This is a genomic window from Tsukamurella sp. M9C (genome assembly GCF_020169415.1).
In the GTDB taxonomy this organism is placed as follows: Bacteria; Actinomycetota; Actinomycetes; order Mycobacteriales; family Mycobacteriaceae; genus Tsukamurella.
The window spans coordinates 1-24,409 of record NZ_JAIULG010000067.1 but is presented as its reverse complement, the minus strand read 5'-3'; the positions used below and the strand labels follow the sequence as shown (position 1 = coordinate 24,409).

The following is a 24,409-nucleotide window of genomic DNA, read 5'->3' as shown; positions in this document are numbered from 1 at the left end:
ACCCTGCCGCGCGCCGTGATCTGACTCGCCGTGATCCGAGAGGGAATGGATCCCGCAGCTGGCGGTGTTGCACCGGCCATGACGACTCTGGGCAGGTTGGGGATCTGGCGCGGCGCGACACTGGTCGACGGTGCCTTCGCGGCACGGGCCGAGGAGCTGGGCTACGGCACGCTGTGGCTCGGCGGTTCGCCCGGCGGCGACCTCGCGGTGGTCGACCCGCTCCTCGACGCGACAGAGGACCTGGTCGTCGCGACGGGCATCCTCAACATCTGGCAGGACGACGCGCGGTCCGCGGCCGCCGCCTTCCATCGCATCGAGACGAAGTACCCGGGCCGGTTCGTGCTCGGCATCGGCGCCGGGCATCGCGAGGCCAGCGCCGACTACCGCACGCCGTACCAGGCGCTCGTCGACTACCTGGACGTGCTCGCCGCCGAGGGCGTGCCGAAGGAGCAGACGGTGCTCGCGGCCCTCGGGCCCAAGGTCCTCCGCCTCGCCGCCGACCGCACCGCCGGCGCGCATCCGTACCTGACCTCGCCCGAGCACACCCGCAGCGCGCGGGAGATCCTCGGCGACGGGGTGCTGCTCGCGCCGGAGCAGAAGGTGGTGCTCGACGAGGACGACGCCCGCGGCCGCGAGCTGGGGCGTAGGACGGTGAAGTTCTATCTCGGCCTGCAGAACTACGTGGCCAACCTGCGGCGCCTCGGCTTCGACGAGGCCGACGTCGAGAAGCCCGGGAGCGATCGCCTCGTCGACGTGCTGGCCGTGCACGGCGACGGGGACGCCGTCGCCGCGGGTGTGCGGGCGCACCTCGACGCGGGCGCGGACCACGTCGCGGTGCAGGCGCTCGACGACGATCCGTGGCCCGCGCTCGAGGCCGTCGCGCAGCGCCTTCTCTGACGGTCGGGCACGATGGTGCGGTGGACCTGAGAGCAGAAGCCGCCGCCAACCTCACCGACTTCGCGAAGGAGTCGTTCACGGCCGACGGGGCGACCCGTGACGTGTACCGGAAGGGCGAGGGTCCGGCCGTGATCGTCATGGCAGAGATCCCCGGGATCACGCCGAAGGTCCTGGAGTTCGCCCGGAAGGTGGTGGCAGCGGGCTTCACCGCGGTCGTGCCCCAGCTGTTCGGCATCCCGGGGCTCGACGCCAACCCGAAGAACACCGGACTCAAGGGCGCCGCGATGGCGGGCGCCTCGATCGCGCCGCTGTGCGTGAGCAGGGAGTTCACCATCCTCGCGGTGGGTAAGTCCTCGCCGGTCGTCTCCTGGCTGCGCGCGCTCGCCCGGCACGAACACGAGCGCTGCGGCGGCAAGGGCGTCGGCGCGGTCGGCATGTGCTTCACCGGCGGTTTCGCGCTCGGTATGGCGGTCGACGACGTGCTGCTCGCGCCCGTGCTCAGCCAGCCATCGATGCCCCTGGGGATCACGCCGGGTCGGCGCCGGAACATCGACATCTCGCCGGAGGACCTCGAGACCGTCAAGGTGCGGTGCGCCAAGCAGGGGCTCAAGGTGCTGGGCCTGCGGTTCACGACGGACAAGCTGGTGCCCGGCGAGCGCTTCGACTTCCTCCGGGAGCAGCTGGGCGACGCCTTCATCGCCGTCGAGATCGACGGTGCGGACGCGAACCCGGACGCGCCGACGCCGCCGCATTCGGTGCTCACCGAGCACCTCATCGACGAGCCCGGCCAGCCCACCCGTCAGGCCCTCGACGACGTCATCCAGCTCTTCCGCGACACCCTGCTCCCTGCGTCCTGACTCAGCGAGCCGGGCGCCGACGAGGGCTACGGGGTGCGTTCGCGCAGCTCAGACCGATCTTCCCATAACGGTCAAGAGAACTTTTGCGTGTCATTACCAAGCATTTACTATTGCTAGTCTCGGCGCCATCATGGAGATCACCGGTAGCCACCCCGACCGCAACGGCGACGAACTCGGCCTGGCGTTCAATCGATTGAGGCGTCATGCGGTCGTCAGCGACGTCGTCTGGCGGTACTTGGTCGCCGGCTTCACCCTGTGCGTCGGGATCTTCGGCGCCGTCATGATCTTCACCCCCGAGGGGGCCGGGGACTCCGCTGCCCGCACGATCGCGCTGTCCCTCCTGTGTGTGTCGGGGGTCCCGGCCGCCGTCGCCGTCAGTCGCTTTCCGATCACGTCGCTGTGGTGGAATCCGTGCCCGCGCCGCAAGCTGATCAGCAGGCTGTTCGTTCTGTACGCGGACGTCGTGGTCTCCAGCATTCTGGTCCTGTACGAGAGCCCGGCCGCGGCGCTGGCGGGAACCGTGCTGTTTGCGACCGTCGGCGCGTACGCGGCGCATTTCCTGACGACGCGCGCCCTGGCGCTGCATCTCGTCGTCTCCAGCATCGTCATCGTCTATCTGGGGATCCGGGTGATCCAGGTGTACGGCGCGACCCCGCTCGCCGTGAGCGCCCAGGTCGCGGTCAGCATCCTCGGGATCGGCGGTGTCGTGATCCTCAACTACCTGTACACCTGGCAGCTCAAGCAACTGATCAGGGCGAGCCTGACGGCCTCGTCGACCGATGCGATGACCGGACTGCTCAACCGGACGGGGTTCCGGGATTCGGTCGACGAGCTAATGCGGTCGACGGTCGGGCGGTTCTCGGTGTGCATGCTCGACGTCGACCGGTTCAAGCACGTCAACGACGCCTACGGGCATCTGGCGGGCGATGCCGCGCTCCGGGCGGTGGCGGTCGCGCTGCAGCGGTCGGCGCTCCGGGAGTCGTTGGTCGCCAGAGTCGGCGGGGACGAATTCGCCGTCGTGTCGCCTCTGAGCGCGCCCGCCGTGGCGGCGGTCCTGCACGACGTGCAGGAGCGACTGCCCGTGCTGGCGGGCGGCGAGCGGATGTCGTTCAGCGCGGGCATCGCCTCGGTGGAGCTCCCGGAGCCCGCGGTGTTGCGGACCTTCGACGACCGGAGCCGGTTCGTCGTCTCGGTCATCGAGTCGGCGGACGGTGCCCTCCGCCGGAGCAAGGAGTCGGGTGGCGGCCGCACGACCGTCCATCGCGAGGACCATCCCTCGGCCTAGCTCGACGGCCGCCCGCCGATGAGGTCGTCCCAGCGTTGCCGGACGGGACCCCAGCGCGCGGCGAACTCCCGGTCACGCCGCCGGGCCCGGTCCGTCTTCGCGGGGGAGTAGAACCACCGGGCCCAGGGCGCGGTCGGGCGGGCGATCCGGGCGGCGGCGACCCACGCCACCGGCCAGGCGAACAGCCCGACGAGGGCCGTCGGGTACTTGCCCTTGAGCGCGGTCACGGCGACGAGCAGCAGGTGCGCCACGAGCAGCGTGGCGACGCCGCCCCGTACCCACCGCTCGGTGTCGCCCAGTCCGGGGACGTTCGCGGGGGAGACCCCGACCACGGCCAGCACGACGCAGGCCGCCGCCAGCGTCACCACGGAGACGGACAGCTGCCCCTCCTGCGACCAGTACACGTCCTTGAGGTGGAAGATCATCGCGAACTCGTCGAGGACGAGCGAGGCGCCCACGCCGACGAGCAGCGCCGCGAGGTAGGCCCACGGCGCGCGCCCGGCGGCGCCGACCGCCGTGAACGCGCCCGCCACCAGCAGGAGCAGGCCGGGTGTCGAGTGGTGCAGGTGCACCCCGCCCGCGCTGACGTCGTGGAAGGGTCCGTGGCCGGCGCGGATCATCCGTGTGACGGACCGCGTCGCGACGAAGGTGACCACGAACGCGACGAAGCTCAGCAGCAGCGGGCCCTTCTGGGCGCCGATCACCTCGTGCTGCCACCAGTCCCCGAACCAGGTCACCGCTAGGAGATGCCCTCCTCCTCGGCGAGGACGTTCTCCCCGTCGTCATCGAGGTCCGCGCCCACCGCCTCGCGGGCGTCGAGCTCCGCCTGCTGCGCCTCGGCAGCAGCCTGGGCGGGAGTCTCCGCCAGGGCGGAGAGGTCCGTCTCGTTCGAATCGCTCATTCCAGTCGCTCCTGTTCCTCTCGCTCGAGGCGGTCGCGCTCCTCCTGCTTGCGCTTCTGCTCGTGCTCGATCTCTTCTTCGCGGGTGTTCTTGTCGCTCATACCTTCTCCTTCTCCGGGGCGTCCGGCTCGTCGCCCGCGGGCAGGGAGCCCTCGGACACGGAACCGTCGGCGTGCTTCTCCACCACCGACAGCACGAGGCCGTCGTCATCGGCGTCCACGCGGACCGTGTCGCCGGCGCGGACGTCGCCGCGCAGCAACATCGACGACAGCCGGTTGTCGAGTTCCTTCTGCACCGTGCGGCGCAGCGGGCGCGCGCCGAACTGGGGCTGGAAGCCCTCGTCGGCGAGCCAGTCCTCCGCCTTGGTGGTCACGTCCAGCTCCACGTCCTGGGCGCGCAGCAGGCGCCGCGTACCGTCGAGGATCAGCTCGACGATGTTGCGCAGCTGCGCCTTGTCCAGGCGGTGGAAGATCACCGTGTCGTCGATGCGGTTGAGGAACTCCGGCCGGAAGTGCGTCCGCAGCCGGTCCTTGACCTGGGGGATGACCGACTCGAAGTCGTCCTCCGGCGCGTCCAGGATCAGGTCGGCGCCGATGTTCGACGTCAGGATCACGATCGTGTTCTTGAAGTCGACGGTGCGGCCCTGCGCGTCGGTCACGCGGCCGTCGTCGAGCAGCTGCAGCAACACGTTGAAGACGTCCGGATGGGCCTTCTCGACCTCGTCGAACAGGATCACCGAGTAGGGCTGGCGCCGCACCTTGTCGGTGAGCTGCCCGGCCTCCTCGTAGCCCACGTAGCCGGGAGGGGCACCCACCAGCCGCGAGACCGTGTGCTTCTCCTGGAACTCGCTCATGTCGAACCGGATCAGTCGGTCCTCGTCGCCGAAGACGGTGGCGGCCAGCGCCTTCGCGAGCTCGGTCTTGCCGACGCCCGTCGGGCCGAGGAACAGGAACGAGCCGATGGGCCGGCCCGGGTCCTTGAGCCCGGCGCGGGCGCGGCGCACGGCCTCGGACACGGCGAGCACCGCCTCGTCCTGGCCGATCACGCGGTCGTGCAGGTCGTCCTCGAGGCGGAGCAGCTTCTCCCGCTCCTCGGAGGTCAGGTCCGCCACCGGGATCCCCGTGCGCCGGGAGACGACCTCCGCGATGTCGACGACGGTGACCTCCGGCTCGGCCTCGCCGCCGCCCGCCGCCGCGAGGCGCTCCTCGGCGTCGGAGATCTTCTCCTTGAGCTCGTCGGCGGCCTTGTAGTCCTCGCCCTCGACGGCGCTGTCCTTCTCGCGGCGCAGCGCGCCGAGCTCGTCCTCGATCGAACGGGTGTCGGCGTCGGGGGTCTTGGTGCGCAGGCGGACCCGCGCGCCGGCCTGGTCGACGAGGTCGATCGCCTTGTCCGGCATGAATCGGTCCGTGATGTACCGGTCGGAGAGCTCCGCGGCCGCGACGAGCGCCGCGTCCTCGTAGCGCACCTGGTGGTGCTCCTCGTAGACGTCGATGAGGCCGCGCAGGATCTCGATGGTGTCGTCCACCGAGGGCTCGCTGACCATCACGGGCTGGAAGCGGCGTTCGAGGGCGGCGTCCTTCTCGATGTACTTGCGGTACTCGTCGATCGTGGTGGCGCCGATCGCGTGCAGCTCGCCGCGCGCCAGCGCGGGCTTGAGCATGTTGCCGGCGTCCATGGAGCCCTCGCCGCCACCGCCGGCGCCGATGATCGTGTGCAGCTCGTCGATGAACACCACCAGCTCGTCCGAATGCTCGCGCACCTCGTCGAGCACCTTGGTCAGGCGCTCCTCGAACTCGCCGCGGTACTTGCTGCCCGCGACCATGGAGCTCACGTCCAGCGCGATCACGCGGCGCCCGGCAAGCGTTTTCGGCACGTCGTCGTTGACGATCCGCTGCGCCAGGCCCTCGACGATGGCGGTCTTGCCGACGCCGGGGTCGCCGATGAGGACGGGGTTGTTCTTGCGGCGCCGGGAGAGGATCTCGATGGTCTGCTCGATCTCCTCGGCGCGACCGACCACCGGATCGACCTTGCCCGCGCGGGCCTCGGCGGTGAGGTCGCGACCGTACTCGTCGAGCGTCGGGGTCGTGCTCTCCTGCTGCGGTGCCTGCCCGACGGTGCCGGCCTTGCCGGGCTTCCCCGCCTTGCCGGGCTTGCCCGGAGTCTGGCCGGCGGCCATGCCGCCACCGGAGAGCGCCTGTGCGGCAACGGTGTCGGGGTTGTCGGCGATGCCGAGCAGGATGTGCTCGGGCCCGACGTAGGACTGCCCGTTCTGCGCGGCGTGCTGCTGCGCCACCCGCAGCGCGCGCCGCGACGCGGGGCTCAGCGACGGCGCGCCGTCCATCGCGGCCGGGTTCGCGCTCGCCTGCGCGGCGGCCTGCATCGCGGCGGCCACCTTGTCCGGGTCCAGCTTCAGCCGGACGAGCACGTCCCGCGTGGGCTCGTTCATCGCGGCCGCGTAGAGCAGGTGCTCGGGGGTGATCTCCGGGTTGTCCCAGTCGGACGCCGCCACCTGGGCCTCGGCGAGCAGGGACTTCGCCTGTTCGTTGAGGAGGCGGTTCAGGTCCACTCGCGCCGTCGCGGGCCGGCCCACCGAATTGCCGAAGAACCGCTGGAAGATGTCGTCGAAAACGCCGTCGAGTTCGCTCATGGGGATGCCTTTCTTCGGTTATCGGAGGGGAGGGTGGAGCGGTGTTCTAGGAGGTCAGCGGGACCGAAGCCTCCGCGGTGTAGGCCAGGAACGTGAACGTCTCCTGCAGGTACAGCTCCACGGTCGTCGCGTCGTGGCTGAGGTAGCCGATCTCCACGTCGGTGCCCAGCCGCAGCTCGTAGTCGCCGCCGCGGGTGGTCAGCACGAAGCCGCCGTCGATCGCAGGCGCCCAGATGATCTCGCCGTCCACCAACCGCTTGAGCTGCTCGCGGATCGGGTAGCCGTGGTCGGTGGTCTCGCTGATCGAGGTGTAGACGTCGGCCGAGAGCAGGACCGAGTACGGCCCGTCGACGCCCGCGAGCCGCAGGTCCTCGAGGGCGCCCGCGACGGCGTCGGGGACGTCGATCGGGTCGCTCGGCAGGGCGATGGCGGCGTTCGACGAGGAAGCGCGCAGGCCGGCGATCGATGCGGCGGCGTAGCCCTCGAAGACCGCGCGGTCCTCGGCGTAGGCGAGCTGCTTCGCCGCGGCCTTCACCGGATCCCAGTCCGCGTCCTGCGCGCCGCGTTCCACCGAGTCGACGGCGTCGCGGGAGACGGTGAAGGGGACGCGCAGCCGCACCAGCGGGCGGCTCTCGCGCAGCTGCGCCTGCACGCCCTCGGCGGGGCCGTCGACCGGGAGGAGGCGTCCGGTGCCGACCGCGGCCGCCTCGGGCCCGTCGGGGCCGGTGACGTCGACGACGCGGCGGCCGGCGATGTTCCGCTTGAACGTGCGGGAGGCCTCGGTCTCGATCTCCTCCCAGGCCTCGGGGGTGACGGGTGCGAGGTGACGGTGCAGGTTGTTCATTGCGTGCCTTCCTTGAGGCCGCCGATGCCGAGTGAGCCCTCGGCGCGGGCGGGCGGGGTCGTTGCGGTCGGTTCCGCCGACGGTGCGTCGTCGGCGGGGAGGTCGGGCGGGGCGTCCAGCCAGTCGCCCGACGGGGTGAAGAACAGGCAGCCCGTGTGCGCGGTCGAGAAGTCGAGGATCCGGTCGGTGTTGCCCGCCGGACAGCCGATGAACATGTTGTGCAGCATCTGCTCCGTGACGCCGGGGTCGCGGGAGTAGCCGATGAAGTACGTGCCGAACTCGCCCTTGCCGAGCTCGCCGAAGGGCATGTTCTGCCGCATGATCTGCAGCTGCTCACCGTTCTCGTCCTCGATCACGTTGAGCGCGATGTGGGCGTTCGTGGGCTTCACATCGTCGGACATCTCGATGTCCTCGAGCTTGCTCCGCCCGATCACGCGCTCCTGCTCCTCGACGGACAGAGCGCGCCACGCGCCCATGTCGTGCAGGTACTTCTGCACGTGCACGTAACTGCCGCCGGCGAAGTCGGGATCCTCGTCGCCGATCGCGGTGGCGGCCACCGCCGCTGCGCCCGCGGGGTTCTCGGTGCCGTCGACGAAGCCGAGCAGGTCGCGGTCGTCGAAGAACCGGAAGCCGTGCACCTCGTCGACCACCGTCACGGCGTCGCCGAGCGCCTCGAGGATCCGCCAGGACAGCTCGAAGCACATGTCGAGGGTGCTCGCCTTGACGTGGAACAGCACGTCGCCGGGGGTCGACGGTGCGCGGTGCCGCGGACCGTCGAGCGGGGTGAACGGGTGCAGCCCCCGCGGCCTGGGCCCGGAGAACAGCCGGTCCCAGGCGTCGGAGCCGAACGAGGTGGTGAGCGAGAGAAGCTTCTCGGGGTGCCGGAAGCCGACCGAGCGGGTGAGCCCGGAGAGGTTGTCGAGGGCGTCGTGGACGTGGTCCTCGCGGCCCTGCTCGATCGTCACCACGACGAACATCGCGGCTTGGGTCAACGGCGAGATCACTACTTGATTCGGGACCACGATTTTCACCCTAACTCAGGTCTGGACGGTGCGGTGGGGAAGAACGATCGGCGCAGCGGGACGCGAAAAGCCGCGCGTGCGATGATGGTCCGTGCACCGTCGTCGGTTCCGTTTCGACGGTATTGGGTGTTGTTCACAGGACCGGAGGGAGTCGAAGATGACGTGGATCGTAGTGGTGGTGCTGGCACTCGGAGCGCTCGCGGGCGTCGTCGCCGCGTGCGTGGTCTCCACGCCGCGCCGTCCCGCCTCGGACGCCACCTACACGACCAACGCGCTGCTCGCCGCCGGCGCGGTCAGCGGCGCCGCCGTGTGCGCGATCCTCGCCGCGGTGTTCGCCGCGTACGCCTGACCCCGCGTGCGGCGTCCGGTGGGGATGAACCTCCCCGAGCGCTACCGGCCCGACCTGCGCGACGGCGGCCACGCGCTCCGCGTCGCGATAGCGCTCCTCGTCCCGGGCCTGGTGCTCATCGCCTGGGGCCGTCCGGAGCTGCTGATCTACGCCGAGTTCGGCGCCTTCGCCGGCATGTACGGGCGGGGCGAGCAGGGCCGCCCGCGGATCGTGCACCAGGTGCAGGCCGGCGGCCTGCTCATTGCGGGTGAGGCGCTCGGGATCACCCTGGCGCACCATCAGGCACCGCCCTGGGTGCTCGTGGCGGTCGGCGTCGTCTTCGCCACCGTCTGCTCCGTCCTGTCCGATGCGGTGCGGCTGCGCCCCGCCGGGCCGTTCTTCTTCCTGTTCGCGATGGGCGCGACCGCGACGCTGCCGGCGGGGCTCGCCCCGCCCTGGCAGGCGCTCGCGATCTGCGCCGCGACGGTGGTCTTCGCCATCGTGGTCGGCGCGGTCGGGCGACCCGATCCGTTCCGCGGCCGCCCCTGGTGGGACGGCATCGCGATGGTCGTCCGGCGCCCCGCCCCCGGGGTGGGCATCCACGCGCTGCGCTACGCCCTCGCCGTCGGCATCGCGGGCACCGCGGGCGTGCTGATCGGCGTCGACCACGCCAATTGGGCGATGGCCGCCGCCGCCGTCCCGCTCGCGGTGATCGACGCGGGCCGGCCCTCCGACGCGGAGACGGGGCTGGTGATCACCCGTGCGACGCACCGCACCATCGGGACCTTCGTGGGGCTCGCCGTGGCCGCGGCGCTGTTGGCGCTGGACCCCGGGCCCACCGCGCTGGCGCTCGTGGCGATCGCGCTGCTGTTCCCGACGGAGCTCTACACGGCCCGGCACTACGCCGTCGCGATCGGCTTCTTCACCCCGCTGATCATGCTGATGACCGAGCTGGCCGACCCCACCGATCCGGTGCGGATGCTGCTCTACCGCGGCGTCGACACCGTGATCGGCGTGGTGGTGGGCGTCGCCGTCGCGCTCCTGGTGCGCAGCCCGGCCGCGCGGCGCGGCTGAGCCGCCGCCCGGGCCGGGGCCGCGCACCGTCGGCGATCAGACGTGCGCGCCCGGGCTGGCGGAACCGTCGGACGTGTACGAGCTCGCGCCCACGCCGGCCAGCGCGCCGCCGTCGACGATGAGGTACTCGTCGCGGATGGCCGAGCCCGCGAAGAAGTCCTCGAGGATCTCGCGGGTGCCCGCGGCGTACCGGGCCTGCGCGGAGAGCGTGGTGCCGGAGACGTGCGGGGTCATCGCGTGGTGCGGCATGGTGCGCCACGGGTGGTCGACGGCCGGCGGCTGCGGGAACCAGACGTCGCCGGCGTAGCCCGCCAGCTGCCCGGACTCGAGCGCGGCGACGACGTCGTCGCGGACCACGATCTCGGCGCGCGCCGTGTTGACGATGTAGGAGCCGCGGCGCATCGTCGACAGCAGATCGGCGTCGAACATGTGATAGGTCTTCGGGTGCAGCGGGGCATGGATGTCGACGACGTCCACCGAGCGCACCAGCGACTCCACCGAATCGTGGAAGGTCAGGTTCAGCTCCTGCTCGAGCTCCAGCGGCAGGCGGCGGGTGTCGAAGTAGTGCAGCCGCACGCCGAACGGGGCGAGGCGGCGCATCACGGCCTGGCCGATGCGGCCGGCCGCGATGATGCCCACGTCCATGCCCTCGAGGTCGTAGGCGCGCTCGACGCAGTCGGCGATGTTCCAGCCGCCCTCGACGACCCACTTGTACGAGGGCACGAAGTTGCGGACCAGCGTGAGGATCTGCATCACGGCGTGCTCGGCGACGCTGATCGAGTTGCTGTAGGTGACCTCGGCGACGGTGATGCCGGCCTTGATGGCGGCGTCCAGGTCGACGTGGTCGGAGCCGATGCCGGCGGTGAGCGCCAGCTTGAGGTTCGGGGCCTTCGCGATGCGCTCCGCCGAGAGGTACGCGGGCCAGAAGGGCTGCGAGATGACGACCTCGGCCTCGGCCAGGTGCCGCTCGAACTCGGGGCCGTCCTTCTCCGGCGTCACGATCAACTCGTGGCCGGCCGCCTCGAGGTACTTCCGCAGGCCCAGCTCGCCGGAGACGCAGCCGAGCAGCTCGCCCGGCGTGAAGTCGATCGCAGCGGGGGAGGGGATGGTCTGCCCGCCGGGGTAGGCCTCGATCAGCGGGATGGAATCGCGGGCGTACTCGGGCGGGTAGCCCGTCACCGGGTCGGGGTACAGGACACACAGGATCTTCGCCATGACAACTCCTCGAATAATTGAGGGGGAGAATTGATTTCGTCCCTCTGCAACTACCTTCGCGCGTCCCGGACGCCGCGTCCAATACGGGGATCCGCTCGCCCGATAGGCGCCGCCGATCACCGCAGGCAGGGACTCAGCCGGCGCGGTGCGCGCTCTCCGCGAGGGCGCGGGCCAGCGGCGACTCCGGCTCCCCGGCGCCCCGCACCAGGGCCACGGAGGTGGCGAGATCCTCCGTGCCCTCCAGCTCGACGGTCCGCGTTCCCGACGGTGCGCGGTACGTCGCGATCCACGCGCGCGGCACGATCGACGCCCAGCGACCGGCGCCCACCATGGCCAGGAGCGTCGCCACCGAGTCCGCCTCGAGCCGCGGCGAGAGCCGCACCTCGTGCGCCCGCGCCGCCGCGTCGACGAGGTCGCGCCCGTGCATGCCCTCGTGGAGCAGGCACATCGGCAACTGCGCGGCGTCCGCCCACGGACAAGGCCCGTCACCGTCGGGCAGGAGGTCCTCGCGCGCGATGAGGGCGAGCCGGTCGGTGTAGAGCGGCGTCACGGCCAGGCCGTCGACGTCGACGCCCCCGGGGTAGACGATGCCGGCGTCCAGCTCGAACCGGCGGATCCGCTCCACCACGTCTGCGGAGCGCAGGCCCGCCCACACCCGGACCCGGACCAGCGGGTGGGCGGCGCAGAACGGGTCGGTGAGCAGCGCGGCGGAGGTGGCGGCCGCGGGGATCACGCCGAGGCTGAGCTCGCCGGTGAGGCCCGTGCGCAGGGCCGTGACCTCGTGTTCGAGGGCGTCGCGGTCGGCGAGGATCCGGCGCGCCCACGGCACCAGCCGCTCGCCCTCGGGCGTGAGGCCCTCGAAGGAGGAGCCGCGGAGCACGAGCGGCACCTTGAGCTCGCGCTCGAGCTTGCGGATCGCTTCGGACAGCGCCGGCTGTGACACGTAGCAGGCGCTGGCCGCGCGCGCGAAGTGCTGCTCGCGCGCGAGGGCGACGAAGTACTCGAGCTGACGGAAGAGCATCGCCCTCCGCTACAGGATCTCGTCGACGGCCTCGGTGGGGCGCGCCATGCGCGTTCCCTTGGCGGTCACCACGAAGGGGCGCTCGATGAGCTTCGGGTGCGCGATCATCGCGTCGAGCAGGGCGTCGTCGGTCGCGTCGGCGAGGCCGAGGTCCTTGTACTCCGCCTCGCGGGTGCGCACGGCCTGCCGGACGGTGAGCCCGGCGTCGGCGATCAGCTTCGTCAGCTCCGCCTTCGACGGCACCTGGTCGAGGTACTTGACCACCGTCACCGTCGCGCCGGCCTCCTCCAGCCGGGCCAGCGCCTGGCGGGACTTGGTGCAGCGGGGGTTGTGATAGATCGTCGCGTCCATACCGGCCAATCTAGTCCGTCACGGCGAGGGAAACCGCGACGGTGTCGCCGGCCTCCACGCCCTCCGCGGCGCGGACGGCCTTCTTCACCGGGAGCACGTAGGTGCCGCGCTTGGCGTCGGGGAAGATCGACGTCGCCCACGTGGTCGCGCCGACGGTCACCGAGACGCGAACGCTCCCGAACCCGGGCTTCGAGCCGTCGACGGTGTCGGCGATCTCGTCGGCCAGGTGGTTCGGGAGCGAGACGAAGTGCCAGGCGCCGGTCGATTCCGCGAGCCAGATCTCGGCCCGGAAGTCGCCCCGCACGCCCGGCACGGCGTGGCTACGCGTTGCCGTTGAACAGGCTCGTCACCGAGCCGTTCTCGAAGACCTCGCGGATGGTGCGCGCGAGCAGCGGCGCGATGGGGAGCACGGTGAGGTTGTCGAAGTGCTTCTCCGGCGGGATCGGCAGCGTGTTCGTGGCGATCACCTCGCGTGCGCCGCAGTTGGCGAGGCGCTCGGTGGCCGGCTCGGAGAAGACGCCGTGCGTGGTCGCGATGATCACGTCCTTCGCGCCGGCCTCCTTGAGCACGCCCACCGCGCCCGCGATGGTGCCGCCGGTGTCGATCATGTCGTCGATCAGCACGCAGGTGCGGCCGGCGACGTCACCGACGACGCGGTTGCTCTTGACCTGGTTCGCGACGTTGGGATCGCGGGTCTTGTGCACGAAGGCCAGGGGCGCGCCGTCGAGGGCGTCGGCCCACTTCTCGCCCACCTTGACGCGGCCGGCGTCGGGGGAGACGACCACCATGTTCTCGGTGCCGTAGTGCTCGCGCACGTACTCGGCGAGCATGGTCTGCGCGTGCATGTGGTCGACGGGCCCGTCGAAGAAGCCCTGGATCTGGTCGGTGTGCAGGTCGACCGTGATGATCCGGTCCGCGCCCGCGGTCTTGAACAGATCGGCGACCAGGCGCGCCGAGATCGGCTCGCGGCCGCGATGCTTCTTGTCCTGGCGGGCGTACGGGTAGAACGGCAGGACCGCCGTGATCCGCTTCGCCGAGCCGCGCTTGAGCGCGTCGATCATGATCAGCGTCTCCATGATCCACTGATTGACCGGGTACGGGGCGCTCTGCAGGACGAAGGCGTCGCTGCCGCGCACCGACTCCTCGAAGCGCACGAAGATCTCGCCGTTGGCGAAATCGCGAGCCGTCTGCGGGGTGACCTGCACACCGAGCTCGTCGGCGACCTGCTGCGCCAGCTCGGGGTGGGCACGCCCCGAGAACAGCATCAGGTTCTTCTGGTTATCGATCCAGTTGCTCACTGCTCGTCAATCCTCGCGATAGCCTGCTGGGCCGCCTCGGCCGAGCTCGTGCCCGGACGCCGGTGCAGGACCCATTCCTCGATGTTCCGCTGATCCGCGGCGGAGACCGCCAGGGCTCCCGGCGGCACGTCGCGCTTGATCACGGTACCCGCTCCGCTGTACGCGCCGTCGCCGACCTCCACCGGCGCGATGAGCATCGTGTCGGATCCGATGCGCACGTGGTCGCCGATCACCGTTCGGTGTTTGTTCACCCCGTCGTAATTCACCGTCACCGTCGCGCAGCCGATGTTGCTGCCCTCGCCGATGGTGGCGTCGCCGATGTAGCTCAGGTGCGGGATCTTGCTGCCCGCTCCGATCTGCGCGTTCTTGGTCTCGGCGAAGGCGCCGATCTTGCCCTTCGGGCCGAGGTCGGTGTTCGGCCGCAGGTAGCTGAACGGCCCGACGGTCGCGTTCTCGCGGATCACCGACAGGTGCACTTCGCTGCGCAGCACCGTCGCGCCGGCGCCCACCTCGGTGTCGACCAGCGTGGTGTCGGGTCCGATCACCGCGTCCTCGGCGACGACGGTCGCGCCGCGCAGGTGCGTGCCCGGCTGGATCACGACGTCGGGCGCGATCTCGACGTCCACGTCGATGTACGTGCTCGCAGGGTCGACGACGGTGACCCCGTTCAGCTGGTGCCGCTCGACGATCCGCCGGTTCAGCTCGCGGCCGAGCTGGGACAGCTGGATGCGGTCGTTGCAGCCCGCGACCAGCATCTCGTCGTCGACGTGGTCGCCGCGCACGAGCTGGCCGGCCGCGCGGGCGATGCCGATCACGTCGGTCAGGTACAGCTCGCCCTGCGAGTTGTCGGGCCGCAGCTGGGCCAGCGCGGCGACGAGCTGCGCATGGTCGAAGGCGTACACGCCGGAGTTGATCTCGGTGATCGCGAGCTGCTCGGGCGTCGCGTCCTTCTGCTCGACGATCTGCGTGACCTGCCCGTCCTGCGTGCGCAGCACGCGGCCGTACCCGGACGGGTCGGCGACGGCGGTGGTCAGCACGGTGACCGCGGCGCCGTGGCCGCCGGTGTGCGTGGCGAGGAGCTCCCGCAGCGTCGCGGCATCGAGGAGGGGGACGTCGGCGGCCGTCACGATGACGGTGCCGGCGAAGTCCGCGGGGAGGGCGCTCAGGCCCGCCTGCACGGCGTCGCCGGTGCCCCGCTGCTGCTCCTGCACGGCGACGAGGATCTCGTGGTCCAGCTCGCCGGCCGTGGCGAGGGCGGCCTCGGAGACCCGGTCCCGATCGTGCCCGACCACCACCACCAGGTGTTCCGGCTTCGTGCCCGCGGCGGCGTGCAGCGCGTGGCCCAGCAGGGTGCGGCCCGCGATCGCGTGCAGCACCTTCGGGATCTTCGACCGCATCCGCGTTCCCGCGCCCGCGGCGAGGATCACCACCGCTGTTCCGTTCGCCATCGCTTCTCCTGAGGTGTCGTCCGTGTCGTGCGTTCGCGTCGAGAGTCGGCGCAATCCTACGAGAACCGCCGCGGTGGAGCGTCCGTGGCACAATGCTGGACGACGGTTCCGGGCACCCGCCCGGGCCCGGTCTCCCGTGGTGTAATCGGCAACACTTCTGATTTTGGTTCAGACATTTCAGGTTCGAGTCCTGGCGGGAGAGCAGCCTCGGCCCTACGGCCGTTCCGCCCGCTCCCACGGCTCGACGGGGCCGGGCACCGTCCGGAAGCTGCGGTGCTGTTCCGGTGATTCGACGGCAGTCCACCGCTCCGCCACCTCGGGGCTCCGCGTCTTCAGTTTGGCCGTCAGGTGCGCCCACTCCAGGTCCAGCTGCCCGTCGGTCACGTCGATGGGTGCGACGGTCGCGTCCGGCTCGTCGATGCGGGTGCGGTCGAAGTTGTAGCCGCGGGCGTCGGCCTCGTCGGCGAGGGCCGCGAGGTACGCGCCGACCGCGGCGAGCGGATCCGGGGTCGCGCGGAAGCGCTCCAGCTGCGGGTGTCGCGTGTAGCCCTTGGTGCGGCCCGCGAGCACCGCCTGCGCGAGCAGCGTCTCGCGCCAGCACGCGATGAGTGCCTGCCGGTCGAGGTAGCGGGGGTGGACGGACCAGATGCGCATGACTCCACGCTATCCGGCCCGCAACGGGTTCCGGCACCGGCACCGGTGCCGGTTCGCCCGAAATGTCCCGCGCACCAACCCCGGCGCAAGGCGACCGCAAGTGCGCCGTGGCGTGATGAGCCCATGAATCCGAACCAGTACGACCCGGCGCAGCAGCCTGCCGGCCGGCCCTACGCCCAGCAGCCCTACGCCCAGCAGGGGTATCCGCCGCAGCCGTACCCGCAGGGCCCCGTCTTCCAGGCGAAGTTCCGCAAGCACACAGGGCTGCTCATCCTGGCGCAGTGGCAGGACTCCTACGCCACCGGCGACTACCAGCAGATCCGGGCCGCCTACCGAGCGGCGCAGACCCACAACCTGCTCGCCGGATGGTGGGGACTGATCTCCCTGCTGGTCTACAACTGGATCGCGATCATCGGCAACGTCTCCGAGATGAGTCGCATCAAGCAGCAGGCGCGGGCCGCCGGACTCGAGGTCTAGCGGCCCGCGCCTTCGCGGGATCACGCGCGCCGGGGAGGGGAGCGCGGCGATCAGGTCAGTTGGGTTCCACCCAGTAGTAGCCGGAGCCCGAGTCGATGTTCACGCACCGGAGGGTGTCGCCGTCGGCGGTTGTGATGTCCCGTCCCTGTTGTGCGGCGGAGCACGTGTCGTACATCGATGGAGTGTCGGCGGAGGCGACGGCAGGACTGAGGGCGAGGGCTGAGATCGCGAGGAATCCGGCTGCGGCGAGGGTCTTTCGGCTGATGGTCATGGTTCGACGGTGCGCCCCGAACCTGGGTGCTCGGTGTCAGCCGGGTGGGCCTTCGCTGCCGGTTCTCCCAAGCGGCCTTTACCCCGCCGGATCGTCGTCGGTCGGCGCGGCCGGGAAGGGCCGGATCGGCGGGGGCCGAGGCCGCACACGGGGCGAATGTGACGAGCCGCACAGTGCGGGGAACGTGCAGGTGGCGCCCTGTTTCCTCCTGTTTCGAGCTTCTTTTCTAGCGCGACCGTTGACAGGAATGAGCTTCGCTCATAACGTGAAATCTGTTCGACACGACATAGATTTTCAGATGGGAGCGCGAGATGAACGACCTCCGAGCCACCCCGGCACGAGTCCCGCGCCACCCCGTCGAGGCGGCTCAGCCGCTGGTCGTCCACCCTCGCGGTGGGGTCGTGATCGTGGCGCTGCTGCTACTGACGCTGGGACTGATGGTTCCCCTCGTCCTGTACACGGCAGCCGCCCCGATCGGCTGATCCGGCCGTCGAGCAGCACAGGCAATCCCCGACATGAAGGAGAGCACGATGAGCTTCGCCGATGACGCCAAGAACAAGGCACAGGACATCAAGGGCCGGGCCAAGGAGACCGTCGGCACCGCGTTCGACGACCCGCAGCTCAAGGAGGAGGGCCGTGGCGACCAGGCCGAGGCCTCCATCAAGGACAAGATCGCCGGCGCCGCCGACAAGGTCAAGGAGGGCGTCGACGAGGTGAAGGACAAGCTCTCGGGCAAGTGATCCGCCCGATATCCGACGACGATGGGAGCTGGACATGATTCGACGGATCGCACGACCACTACTGGGATCGATCTTCGTCTACACCGGGTACACCGGCCTGACGAGCGACCCGGGGCGGAAGGCGGACACCGTCGCCCCGCTGGTCGAGAAGGCCACTGAGGCCCTGCCCGATTCGACGGCGATCCCGACGAGCGCCCGGAGTTGGGTGCGGATCAACGCGGGTGTCCAGCTCGGCGGCGGCCTGCTGCTCGCCACCGGGCGGGCTCCGCGGGCCGCCTCGCTGGCCCTCGCGGGCACCCTCGTGCCCGCGACGGTCGTCGACCACCCGTTCTGGGCGGAGGCGGACCCCGAAGCCCGGCGCGAGCAACAGCTGCACTTCGTGAAGAACCTGTCGCTGCTCGGCGGCGTGCTGATCGCCGGCTTCGACACCGAGGGAAAGCCCGGCGTCACCTGGCGTGCCCGCCGCGCCGCCGAGCGCGCGTCCGAACGGGTCTCCGACACCGTCTCCGCCATCACGCCCGGGCATCACGACGACGGGAACGCCTGGCGGGACAGGGCTCACGCGGCGCAGGAGTACGGCGCGACCGCGATCGGCAAGGCGAAGCCGGCAGTGGCCGGCGCCGTCGAGAAGGCGAAGCCCGCGATCACCGATGCGGCGGAGAAGGTGAAGCCGGTCGTCGACGATGCGGTGGAGCGAGCGCGCCCCGTCCTCGACGACGTCGTGGATCGCGCACGACCGGTCCTGGCCGACGCCGCGGAGGCCGCGTCCGGCCTCGTCGACGCGGCGGGCGACCGGCTCCACGCCCTGCGGGACGAGGCGTCCGCCGCGGTGGCGGACAGGAGGAAGCGCGCGCGGGTCGCGTAACGTGGGCCGCCCGGCCCGGATCGCGGCCGCGGTAGGTCGACGAGAATCGAGACGCCGTGCCCCGCAGGCCAGAGTTCACCGGGCGGTACACCGACGCGCTGCACGCGCTGGAGGTGTCGACGCAGCGGAGCGCCCGGGTCGAGAACCTCGACGGTCAGTACGCGCTGCGCGTCGACTTCGAGCTCGGGCGCTACCTGCTCGCGACGAACACGGACGCCGTCACCGGCCTCGCCGACGAGGACGCCGGGGCGCCGTGGCGGGTCCGCTTCTTCGACGGTGCCCTGGGCGACGGCGCGGCCGTCCTGATCGCCGACCGCTCCGCGGCGTGGCTGATCGACGCCTACGACGCCGCCGTCGGGGATCTGCCGCCTCTGGCCGAGGTCCCGCACACCTGACCGTCCCCGTGGATCGGATCCGCGGGGACGGCGGGTGGTACCACTAGCACCGGCCCGCAGGATCTACAGTGAAGGCATCAGGTTTTCGCTCCCGCGCGACACATAGTGCGGGTGCGGGACGCAGAGCGGCGCGAAGGAGGAGTGCGATGACGCAGTCGCATCGCGTGCGCTCCGACCTCGGCGTGTACAGCATCTCGGTGGCGTCCGAGCTGTCGCAGGTCGGCCTCCAGACGCTCCGCCTCTACGAGCGGCGGCACCTGATCCGGCCGCAGCGCACCGCCGGCGGCACCCGCCGGTACAGCGAGGACGACATCGCGCGGATCCGCCGGATCACCGAACTCGTCGCCACCGGGATCAATCTCCCGGGAGTGGAGCGCATCCTGGCCCTGGAGGACGAATGCGCGTCGCTGCGGTCGGAACTCGACGCCTGCCGCGCCGGCGCCGACTAGCGGCTACGGCTGCACGTTCACCGAGTACGCGGCCGCGGCGTCGCGCACGTCCAGGACGTACTTGCGGGACTGGTTGTAGACCATCACGGCCTTCTCCCAGCCCTTCGCGGTGGTCAGGTCCTTGCCCGAGACGCAGAGGTAGCGCGCCGCGGTCATCGCGGCGTCGTCGATGTTGTCCGGGTCGGCCTTGCCGTCGCCGTTGGCGTCCACGCCGAAGCGCTGCCAGGTCTCGGGGATGAACTGGAACGGTCCCATGGCCGCGTCGAACTTCGCGTTCGGGCGGTGCGGGTCGGTCCCCGTCGCGCGGATCTCCATGTTCCCGTTGGTCCCGTCGAGCGGCACGCCGCGGATGGGCGGCGAGACCTTGCCGTCGGGCGCGATCGTCGCGCCGTGGTAGGTGCCGTGCTTGCTCTCGATGAAGGCGATCCCGGCCAGGGTGGTCCACGCGATCCCGCACTCGGGCGTGCGCTGCCGCAGCGCCTCGGCCGCGTTGCCGTAGGCCTCCAGCGAGATCACCGGGATGCCGGTGGCCACGCTGATGGGCGTGGCCCAGTCGCGGAGCAGGTCCGAGGTGCGGCCCGGTCCGTTCACGTTGATCAGCGGCACGGGAGCGCCCGCGCCGGGCGGGATGCCCTGCGGGATCTCGGGGCGCGGGTCGATCGCGCCGCAGCCGGCGAGCACCGTCGTCGCGACGCCGACGACGAACGCCGCGCGCATGCGGGAACTGACCATGACCTCGCCGTGAACTCTCTCGCCGGAAACTGGGGACGCGATCTCAACGTCCGGGCTGTGCCTCGGGGTTCCCGGCGTGACCGTCGCCCCAGGCGGTGACCCACGATTCTACCCCGTCGGAGGCCATCACGGCCTCGGCCTCGCGCACCCGGTCCATGAACGCCAGGACCCGTCGGCGGTAGTCCAGCTCGAAGGCCGCGTCCGGTTCCGTCGGGTCGACGGTGACGGTGCGCACGTCGTCCGGGACCAGCTCGGTGGGGAAGTCGACGGTGCGCAGCCGCTCGAAGACCTTCGCGACCAGCGCCAACGCGGGCTGGCCGAGCGAGATCGAGTCGAGGACGGAGGCGCGCTCGCCGCGCTCGAGCCGCTTCTGCCGTTCCCAGTTCTCGGCCTGCGTCGCCACGTCGACCTCGGCACCGTCGGCCAGGTGGGGCGTGCGCCGGCGGACCTTGGCGGAGAGGGTGCGGGCCACGTCGTCGATGCCGAACGGGTGCGGTCCCTCCTCGGCGATCCGCGAGTGGAAGACGACCTGCAGAAGCAGGTCGCCGAGCTCGCTGCGTAGCTCGGCCGCGGCGGCGGCCCCGCCCTCCGGGTCGTCGAGCGCCGCCACGGCGTCGGCCACCTCGTAGGTCTCCTCCACCAGGTAGCGCAGCAGGCTCGCGTGCGTCTGCTCGGACTCCCACGGGCCCTCCCGCCGCAGCCGGTCGATGAGCTCGACGGTGTCGAGCACCGCCAGCCCGGTGGGCCGGGGCGAGGCGATGACGTCGGCGCCCGCGGCCCGCAGCGCGGTCGCGGCGGGGTGCGTCTCGTCGGAGGTCAGCAACGTCGCGCCCGCGGGGGCCTCCGCGCCGAGCACGGGGTGCCCGTCGGGCAGGTGCCATGCGAGCCTCACCGGCAGCTCCTCCGTGTAGTGCACGGGGCCGGTGAGCCGGGCGAGCGCCGCGACGGGCAGCAGGGTGGGCAGCGCGGGGTCGAGCAGCACGACGGTGCCGCGGGGCTCGCTCACGGGGCCTCCGTGGCAGCGACGGCGCGGGGCGGCTGGTCGAGCCGCCAGTAGCCGGCGCCCTTGCCGTCCATCGCGGCGAGGAAGTCGGCGACGGCCTGCAGTACGTCGATGTCGCGCACCCGCTCGCTGCCGACACCGCCCCCGCCCACCCGCGGAAGCGGGAAGGTGATGGTGCGGGTCGCGGCGCGATAGGAGCCGCCCGGGTAGAGCCGCTTGAGGCGCATCTGCTGCGAGTCCAGCAGTTCCATCGGCGCGATGCGCAGATTGGTTCCGGTCACGGTGATCTCGGTGACGCCGGCGTTCCGCGCGAGGGACCGGAGGCGGGCGATCGCGGCGAGCCGCTCCACCTCCACCGGCGGCGGGCCGTAGCGGTCGGTGAGCTCGGTGAGCACCTCGGCGACGGCCGTATCGTCGTGCGCCGCCGCCAGTTTGCGGTACGCCTCCAGGCGCAGCCGGTCGCTGGTCACGTAGTCCGGCGGGATGTGCGCGTCCACCGGCAGGTCGATGCGCACCTCCTTCTGCTCCTCGGGCACCGTGATCGGCTTGCCGTCGGCGGCGGCGCGGTAGGCCTCCACCGCCTCGCCGACGAGCCGCACGTACAGGTCGAAGCCGACGCCGGCGACGTGGCCGGACTGCTCCGCGCCGAGAACGTTGCCGGCGCCGCGGATCTCGAGGTCCTTCATCGCCACGGCCATGCCGGCGCCCAGGTCGTTGTTCTGCGCGATGGTCGCCAACCGGTCGTAGGCGGTCTCGGTGAGCGGCTTCTCCGAGGGGTAGAGGAAGTAGGCGTAGCCGCGCTCGCGGGAGCGGCCCACGCGCCCGCGCAGCTGGTGCAGCTGCGAGAGGCCGAGGTTCTCGGCGCGCTCCACGATGAGGGTGTTGGCGTTGGAGATGTCCAGGCCGGTCTCGACGATGGTGGTGCACACCAGCACGTCGAACTCGCGGTTCCAGAAGCCCTGCACGGTGCTCTCCAGGGCCTCCTCGCCCATCTGCCCGTGCGCCACCACGACCCGGGCCTCGGGCACCATGTCGCGGATGTGCTTGGCGGCCCGGTCGATCGAGCTGACGCGGTTGTGCACGTAGAAGACCTGGCCGTCGCGCAGCAGCTCGCGGCGGATGGCGGCGGCCACCTGCTTGTCGTCGTACGCGCCCACGTAGGTGAGCACCGGGTGGCGCTCCTCGGGCGGGGTGAGGATGGTGGACATCTCCCGGATGCCCGCCATGCTCATCTCCAGTGTGCGGGGGATCGGGGTGGCGCTCATGGTGAGCACGTCGACGTTGGTGCGCAGCGCCTTGATGTGCTCCTTGTGCTCGACGCCGAAGCGCTGCTCCTCGTCGACGATCACGAGGCCCAGGTCCTTCCAGCGCACGCCGGTCTGCAGCAGCCGGTGCGTGCCCACCACCACGTCGACGCTGCCGTCGGCGAGGCCCTCGAGCACGGCCCGCGTCTCCAGCTTGTCGGTGAACCGGGACAGGCCCTTGACCGTGACCGGGAAGCCCTGCATCCGCTCCTCGAAGGTCTTCAGATGCTGTTGCGCGAGCAGCGTCGTCGGCACGAGCACCGCGACCTGCTTGCCGTCCTGGACGGCCTTGAAGGCGGCGCGGACGGCGATCTCGGTCTTGCCGTAGCCGACGTCGCCGATCACGACGCGGTCCATCGGGACGGGCTTCTCCATGTCGCCCTTCACGTCGCCGATCACCGTCATCTGGTCGACGGTCTCGGTGAACGGGAAGGCGTCCTCCATCTCGCGCTGCCACGGGGAGTCCGGCGCGAAGGCGTGGCCGGGCGCGGCGTTGCGGGCCGCGTAGAGCTGCACCAGCTCGCCCGCGATCTCGCGGACGGCCTTGCGCGCCTTGCGTTTGGTGTTCTGCCAGTCGCTGCCGCCCATCTTCGACAGTGCCGGCATCTCGCCGCCCACGTAGCGGGAGAGCTGGTCCAGCGACTCCATCGGGACGAACAGCTTGTCGCCCGGCTGGCCGCGCTTGCCCGGTGCGTACTCGATCACCAGGTACTCGCGGCGGGCGCCCGCGACGGTGCGCTCGATCATCTCGACGAACTTGCCGATGCCGTGCTCGTCGTGCACCACGAGGTCGCCGGCGGTCAGGGCCAGCGGGTCGACCTGGTTGCGGCGCTTGGCCGGAAGTCGCCTGCCGTCGCCGACGCCCGCGACCCGGTTGCCCGTGAGATCGGGCTCGGCGAGCAGCACGAGCTTCTCGGCGGGCACCGTCAGGCCCGTCTGCAGGCTGCCGCGCAGCACGCCGACGGTGCCGGGCTTCGGGGCGGCGCCCGCGTCCAGCTCCGTCGCGGGGACCTCGGCGTCGCGCAGCCGCTCCAGGATGCGGGCGCGGGTGCCCTGGCCGGCGACCACGATCACCCCGGTGCCGCCGGATGCGGCGTGGGCGCGCAGCGTCGCGAAGAGCTTCTCCGCCTCGGCGTCGGATCCCCGTGGCGCGGGCGCGTGTTCGGCGTGGACGGTGAGGTGATCGGGGCCCTCGTCCGGCCCCGTCGCCAGCGGCGAGACGGTCCACCACGGACGCCCGGCGTCCGAGACGGAGGCGTGCACCTCGTCGAGGGGGCGGTAGGCGCTGGCGCCCAGGTTCATCCCGGACGGGTCCAGCGGCGCGGCCGAGCCGAGCGCGGCGGCGGTCCACGACGCCTCGAGGAATTCCTGGCCGGTGCGGCCGAGATCCGCTGCGCGGGTGCGGATCTTCTCGGGGTCCAGCAGCAGGGTGTGGGCGCCCGCGGGCAGCACGTCGGTGAGCAGCTGCAGTTCGCCCGGGATGAGCGCGGGGATCAGCGCCTCCATGCCCTCCACCGGGATGCCCTGCGAGAGCTTCTCCAGCATCTCGAGGAGGGCGGCGTCGTTCTGATGATCGGCCTTGAGCGCGGCCGCGCGCTCCCGGACCTCGGCGGTGAGCAGCAGCTCGCGGCACGGGTAGACGTGCACGGTGCCCACCTCGACCTCGGGCTGGGAGCGCTGGTCGGCGACGGAGAAGGCGCGCAGGTCGGTGATCTCGTCGCCCCAGAACTCCACGCGCACGGGCAGATCCGTGGTGGTGGGGAAGACGTCGAGGATGCCGCCGCGCACGGCGAACTCGCCGCGCTTGCCCACCATGTCGACCCGGGTGTACGCGAGCTCCACCAGGGTCTCGATGAGCTGGTCGAAGTCGTGCTCGACGCCCTCGCGCAGCGTGATCGACGGGGCGTCGCCCAGCCCGGGCGCCATCGGCTGCACCAGGGAGCGGACCGTCGCCACGACGGCCCGCAGCGGGACGCCGTACTGCGCGTCGTCGGGGTGGGCCAGGCGGCGCAGCACCTGCAGCCGCTTGCCGACGGTGTCGGCGCCCGGCGAGAGCCGTTCGTGCGGCAGCGTCTCCCAGCTGGGGAACTGGGCCACGGCACCGTCGCCCAGCATCTCCCGCAGCTCGGAGGTCAGGTCGTCGGCCTCGCGCCCGGTGGCCGTGACGACGAGGACGGGCGCGCGGTCGGCGAGCGCCGAGACGAGGAAGGGACGCGCACCGTCGACCGCGGTGACGGTGAGGTCGGGCCTGCCCGCCGCCTCCGCGAAGGCGGCGATGTCCGGATCGGCGGCGACCGCCCTGGTCAGTCCGGCGAGGGCGGGGACGGGGGA

27 protein-coding genes and 1 tRNA gene are annotated in these 24,409 nt (G+C 71.4%); 12 read left to right on the top strand and 16 right to left on the bottom strand.

Annotation, left to right across the window (positions count from 1 at the left end; all coding sequences use genetic code 11):
• Window positions 1–78: 78 nt before the first annotated feature.
• The 3 genes from LB823_RS22035 to LB823_RS22025 all read left to right on the top strand — a co-directional run bounded on the left by LB823_RS22035 (window position 79) and on the right by LB823_RS22025 (window position 3,039).
• Complete coding sequence (locus LB823_RS22035) at window positions 79–897, top strand: LLM class F420-dependent oxidoreductase (protein WP_224651625.1); 819 nt, start codon at window positions 79–81, stop codon at window positions 895–897.
• A 26-nt stretch (window positions 898–923) separates the two neighbouring features.
• Window positions 924–1,754 (top strand): dienelactone hydrolase family protein, encoded by an 831-nt coding sequence (locus tag LB823_RS22030; RefSeq protein ID WP_224651631.1) that lies wholly within the window; start codon window positions 924–926, stop codon window positions 1,752–1,754.
• Window positions 1,755–1,884: 130 nt separating this feature from the next.
• On the top strand, window positions 1,885–3,039 hold the full coding sequence (locus LB823_RS22025; protein ID WP_224651623.1) for a GGDEF domain-containing protein: 1,155 nt from the start codon (window positions 1,885–1,887) through the stop codon (window positions 3,037–3,039).
• Here LB823_RS22025 and LB823_RS22020 read toward each other — a convergent pair.
• The 5 genes from LB823_RS22020 to LB823_RS22000 form a co-directional block, all read right to left on the bottom strand.
• Window positions 3,036–3,776: a hypothetical protein gene (locus LB823_RS22020; RefSeq protein ID WP_224651621.1), complete on the bottom strand. Its 741-nt coding sequence runs from the start codon at window positions 3,774–3,776 to the stop codon at window positions 3,036–3,038. The genes LB823_RS22025 and LB823_RS22020 overlap by 4 nt on opposite strands.
• Before the next feature lie 2 nt (window positions 3,777–3,778).
• Window positions 3,779–3,940, bottom strand: a complete 162-nt coding sequence (locus LB823_RS22015; RefSeq protein ID WP_224651619.1) for a hypothetical protein — start codon at window positions 3,938–3,940, stop codon at window positions 3,779–3,781.
• Between the two features lie 97 nt (window positions 3,941–4,037).
• On the bottom strand, window positions 4,038–6,587 hold the full coding sequence (locus LB823_RS22010) for an ATP-dependent Clp protease ATP-binding subunit (RefSeq protein ID WP_224651617.1): 2,550 nt from the start codon (window positions 6,585–6,587) through the stop codon (window positions 4,038–4,040).
• Window positions 6,588–6,633: 46 nt separating this feature from the next.
• Window positions 6,634–7,431, bottom strand: a complete 798-nt coding sequence (locus tag LB823_RS22005; RefSeq protein ID WP_224651615.1) for a family 1 encapsulin nanocompartment shell protein — start codon at window positions 7,429–7,431, stop codon at window positions 6,634–6,636.
• A complete protein-coding gene (locus tag LB823_RS22000; RefSeq protein ID WP_374201374.1) occupies window positions 7,428–8,456 on the bottom strand; it encodes a Dyp-type peroxidase in 1,029 nt (342 codons plus the stop codon). The genes LB823_RS22005 and LB823_RS22000 overlap by 4 nt, the downstream gene beginning before the upstream one ends.
• 154 nt (window positions 8,457–8,610) lie before the next feature.
• On the opposite strand from LB823_RS22000, the gene LB823_RS21995 reads away from it, so the two are divergent.
• Both LB823_RS21995 and LB823_RS21990 read left to right on the top strand, forming a co-directional pair.
• Window positions 8,611–8,802 carry a hypothetical protein gene (locus LB823_RS21995; RefSeq protein ID WP_224651611.1) on the top strand — a complete coding sequence of 64 codons (192 nt, stop codon included), beginning with the start codon at window positions 8,611–8,613 and terminating at the stop codon, window positions 8,800–8,802.
• A 24-nt stretch (window positions 8,803–8,826) separates the two neighbouring features.
• The gene (locus LB823_RS21990; RefSeq protein ID WP_224651629.1) at window positions 8,827–9,855 is read left to right on the top strand and encodes an FUSC family protein; all 1,029 of its coding nucleotides are present in this window, start codon (window positions 8,827–8,829) and stop codon (window positions 9,853–9,855) included.
• Between the two features lie 36 nt (window positions 9,856–9,891).
• Here LB823_RS21990 and LB823_RS21985 read toward each other — a convergent pair whose 3' ends face one another.
• The 6 genes from LB823_RS21985 to glmU all read right to left on the bottom strand — a co-directional run bounded on the left by LB823_RS21985 (window position 9,892) and on the right by glmU (window position 15,188).
• Window positions 9,892–11,070: an NAD-dependent formate dehydrogenase gene (locus LB823_RS21985; RefSeq protein ID WP_224651609.1), complete on the bottom strand. Its 1,179-nt coding sequence runs from the start codon at window positions 11,068–11,070 to the stop codon at window positions 9,892–9,894.
• 133 nt (window positions 11,071–11,203) lie between these two features.
• Window positions 11,204–12,091, bottom strand: coding sequence for a LysR family transcriptional regulator (locus tag LB823_RS21980; RefSeq protein ID WP_224651607.1), 888 nt, complete (start codon window positions 12,089–12,091; stop codon window positions 11,204–11,206).
• Window positions 12,092–12,100: 9 nt separating this feature from the next.
• A complete protein-coding gene (gene arsC / locus LB823_RS21975) occupies window positions 12,101–12,442 on the bottom strand; it encodes an arsenate reductase (glutaredoxin) (RefSeq protein WP_224651605.1) in 342 nt (113 codons plus the stop codon).
• 10 nt (window positions 12,443–12,452) lie between these two features.
• Window positions 12,453–12,755, bottom strand: a complete 303-nt coding sequence (locus tag LB823_RS21970) for a DUF1905 domain-containing protein (RefSeq protein ID WP_224651603.1) — start codon at window positions 12,753–12,755, stop codon at window positions 12,453–12,455.
• Window positions 12,756–12,762: 7 nt separating this feature from the next.
• A complete protein-coding gene (locus LB823_RS21965) occupies window positions 12,763–13,740 on the bottom strand; it encodes a ribose-phosphate diphosphokinase (protein WP_224651601.1) in 978 nt (325 codons plus the stop codon).
• Window positions 13,737–15,188 carry a bifunctional UDP-N-acetylglucosamine diphosphorylase/glucosamine-1-phosphate N-acetyltransferase GlmU gene (glmU, locus tag LB823_RS21960; RefSeq protein WP_224651599.1) on the bottom strand — a complete coding sequence of 484 codons (1,452 nt, stop codon included), beginning with the start codon at window positions 15,186–15,188 and terminating at the stop codon, window positions 13,737–13,739. Before glmU ends, LB823_RS21965 begins: the two co-directional genes overlap by 4 nt.
• Window positions 15,189–15,318: 130 nt before the next feature.
• Here glmU and LB823_RS21955 point away from each other — a divergent pair.
• Window positions 15,319–15,390: transfer RNA gene (locus LB823_RS21955), tRNA-Gln, on the top strand.
• Window positions 15,391–15,401: 11 nt separating this feature from the next.
• On the opposite strand, the gene LB823_RS21950 is transcribed toward LB823_RS21955, so the two are convergent.
• Window positions 15,402–15,842 (bottom strand): pyrimidine dimer DNA glycosylase/endonuclease V, encoded by a 441-nt coding sequence (locus LB823_RS21950; RefSeq protein WP_224651597.1) that lies wholly within the window; start codon window positions 15,840–15,842, stop codon window positions 15,402–15,404.
• 123 nt (window positions 15,843–15,965) lie between these two features.
• Here LB823_RS21950 and LB823_RS21945 point away from each other — a divergent pair, with 123 nt between their 5' ends.
• Window positions 15,966–16,319, top strand: a complete 354-nt coding sequence (locus tag LB823_RS21945; RefSeq protein WP_224651596.1) for a hypothetical protein — start codon at window positions 15,966–15,968, stop codon at window positions 16,317–16,319.
• Between the two features lie 55 nt (window positions 16,320–16,374).
• On the opposite strand, the gene LB823_RS21940 is transcribed toward LB823_RS21945, so the two are convergent.
• Window positions 16,375–16,590 carry a hypothetical protein gene (locus tag LB823_RS21940; protein ID WP_224651594.1) on the bottom strand — a complete coding sequence of 72 codons (216 nt, stop codon included), beginning with the start codon at window positions 16,588–16,590 and terminating at the stop codon, window positions 16,375–16,377.
• A 311-nt stretch (window positions 16,591–16,901) separates the two neighbouring features.
• Between LB823_RS21940 and LB823_RS21935 the strand changes: the two genes are divergently transcribed.
• The 5 genes from LB823_RS21935 to LB823_RS21915 all read left to right on the top strand — a co-directional run bounded on the left by LB823_RS21935 (window position 16,902) and on the right by LB823_RS21915 (window position 19,039).
• On the top strand, window positions 16,902–17,072 hold the full coding sequence (locus tag LB823_RS21935; RefSeq protein WP_224651592.1) for a hypothetical protein: 171 nt from the start codon (window positions 16,902–16,904) through the stop codon (window positions 17,070–17,072).
• A 48-nt stretch (window positions 17,073–17,120) separates the two neighbouring features.
• A complete protein-coding gene (locus tag LB823_RS21930; protein WP_224651589.1) occupies window positions 17,121–17,330 on the top strand; it encodes a CsbD family protein in 210 nt (69 codons plus the stop codon).
• Window positions 17,331–17,364: 34 nt separating this feature from the next.
• Window positions 17,365–18,195: a DoxX family protein gene (locus LB823_RS21925; RefSeq protein ID WP_224651587.1), complete on the top strand. Its 831-nt coding sequence runs from the start codon at window positions 17,365–17,367 to the stop codon at window positions 18,193–18,195.
• A gap of 56 nt (window positions 18,196–18,251) precedes the next feature.
• On the top strand, window positions 18,252–18,590 hold the full coding sequence (locus LB823_RS21920) for a hypothetical protein (protein ID WP_224651585.1): 339 nt from the start codon (window positions 18,252–18,254) through the stop codon (window positions 18,588–18,590).
• Between the two features lie 146 nt (window positions 18,591–18,736).
• The gene (locus LB823_RS21915) at window positions 18,737–19,039 is read left to right on the top strand and encodes a MerR family transcriptional regulator (RefSeq protein WP_224651584.1); all 303 of its coding nucleotides are present in this window, start codon (window positions 18,737–18,739) and stop codon (window positions 19,037–19,039) included.
• A 3-nt stretch (window positions 19,040–19,042) separates the two neighbouring features.
• On the opposite strand, the gene LB823_RS21910 is transcribed toward LB823_RS21915, so the two are convergent.
• From LB823_RS21910 to mfd, 3 genes are read right to left on the bottom strand one after another with little or no spacing between them, the layout of a single operon-like run.
• Complete coding sequence (locus LB823_RS21910; protein WP_224651582.1) at window positions 19,043–19,771, bottom strand: lytic transglycosylase domain-containing protein; 729 nt, start codon at window positions 19,769–19,771, stop codon at window positions 19,043–19,045.
• Between the two features lie 43 nt (window positions 19,772–19,814).
• Window positions 19,815–20,777 carry a MazG family protein gene (locus LB823_RS21905; protein ID WP_224651579.1) on the bottom strand — a complete coding sequence of 321 codons (963 nt, stop codon included), beginning with the start codon at window positions 20,775–20,777 and terminating at the stop codon, window positions 19,815–19,817.
• Window positions 20,774–24,385 (bottom strand): transcription-repair coupling factor, encoded by a 3,612-nt coding sequence (gene mfd, locus LB823_RS21900; protein ID WP_255604253.1) that lies wholly within the window; start codon window positions 24,383–24,385, stop codon window positions 20,774–20,776. The genes LB823_RS21905 and mfd overlap by 4 nt, the downstream gene beginning before the upstream one ends.
• Between the last annotated feature and the right edge of the window lie 24 nt (window positions 24,386–24,409).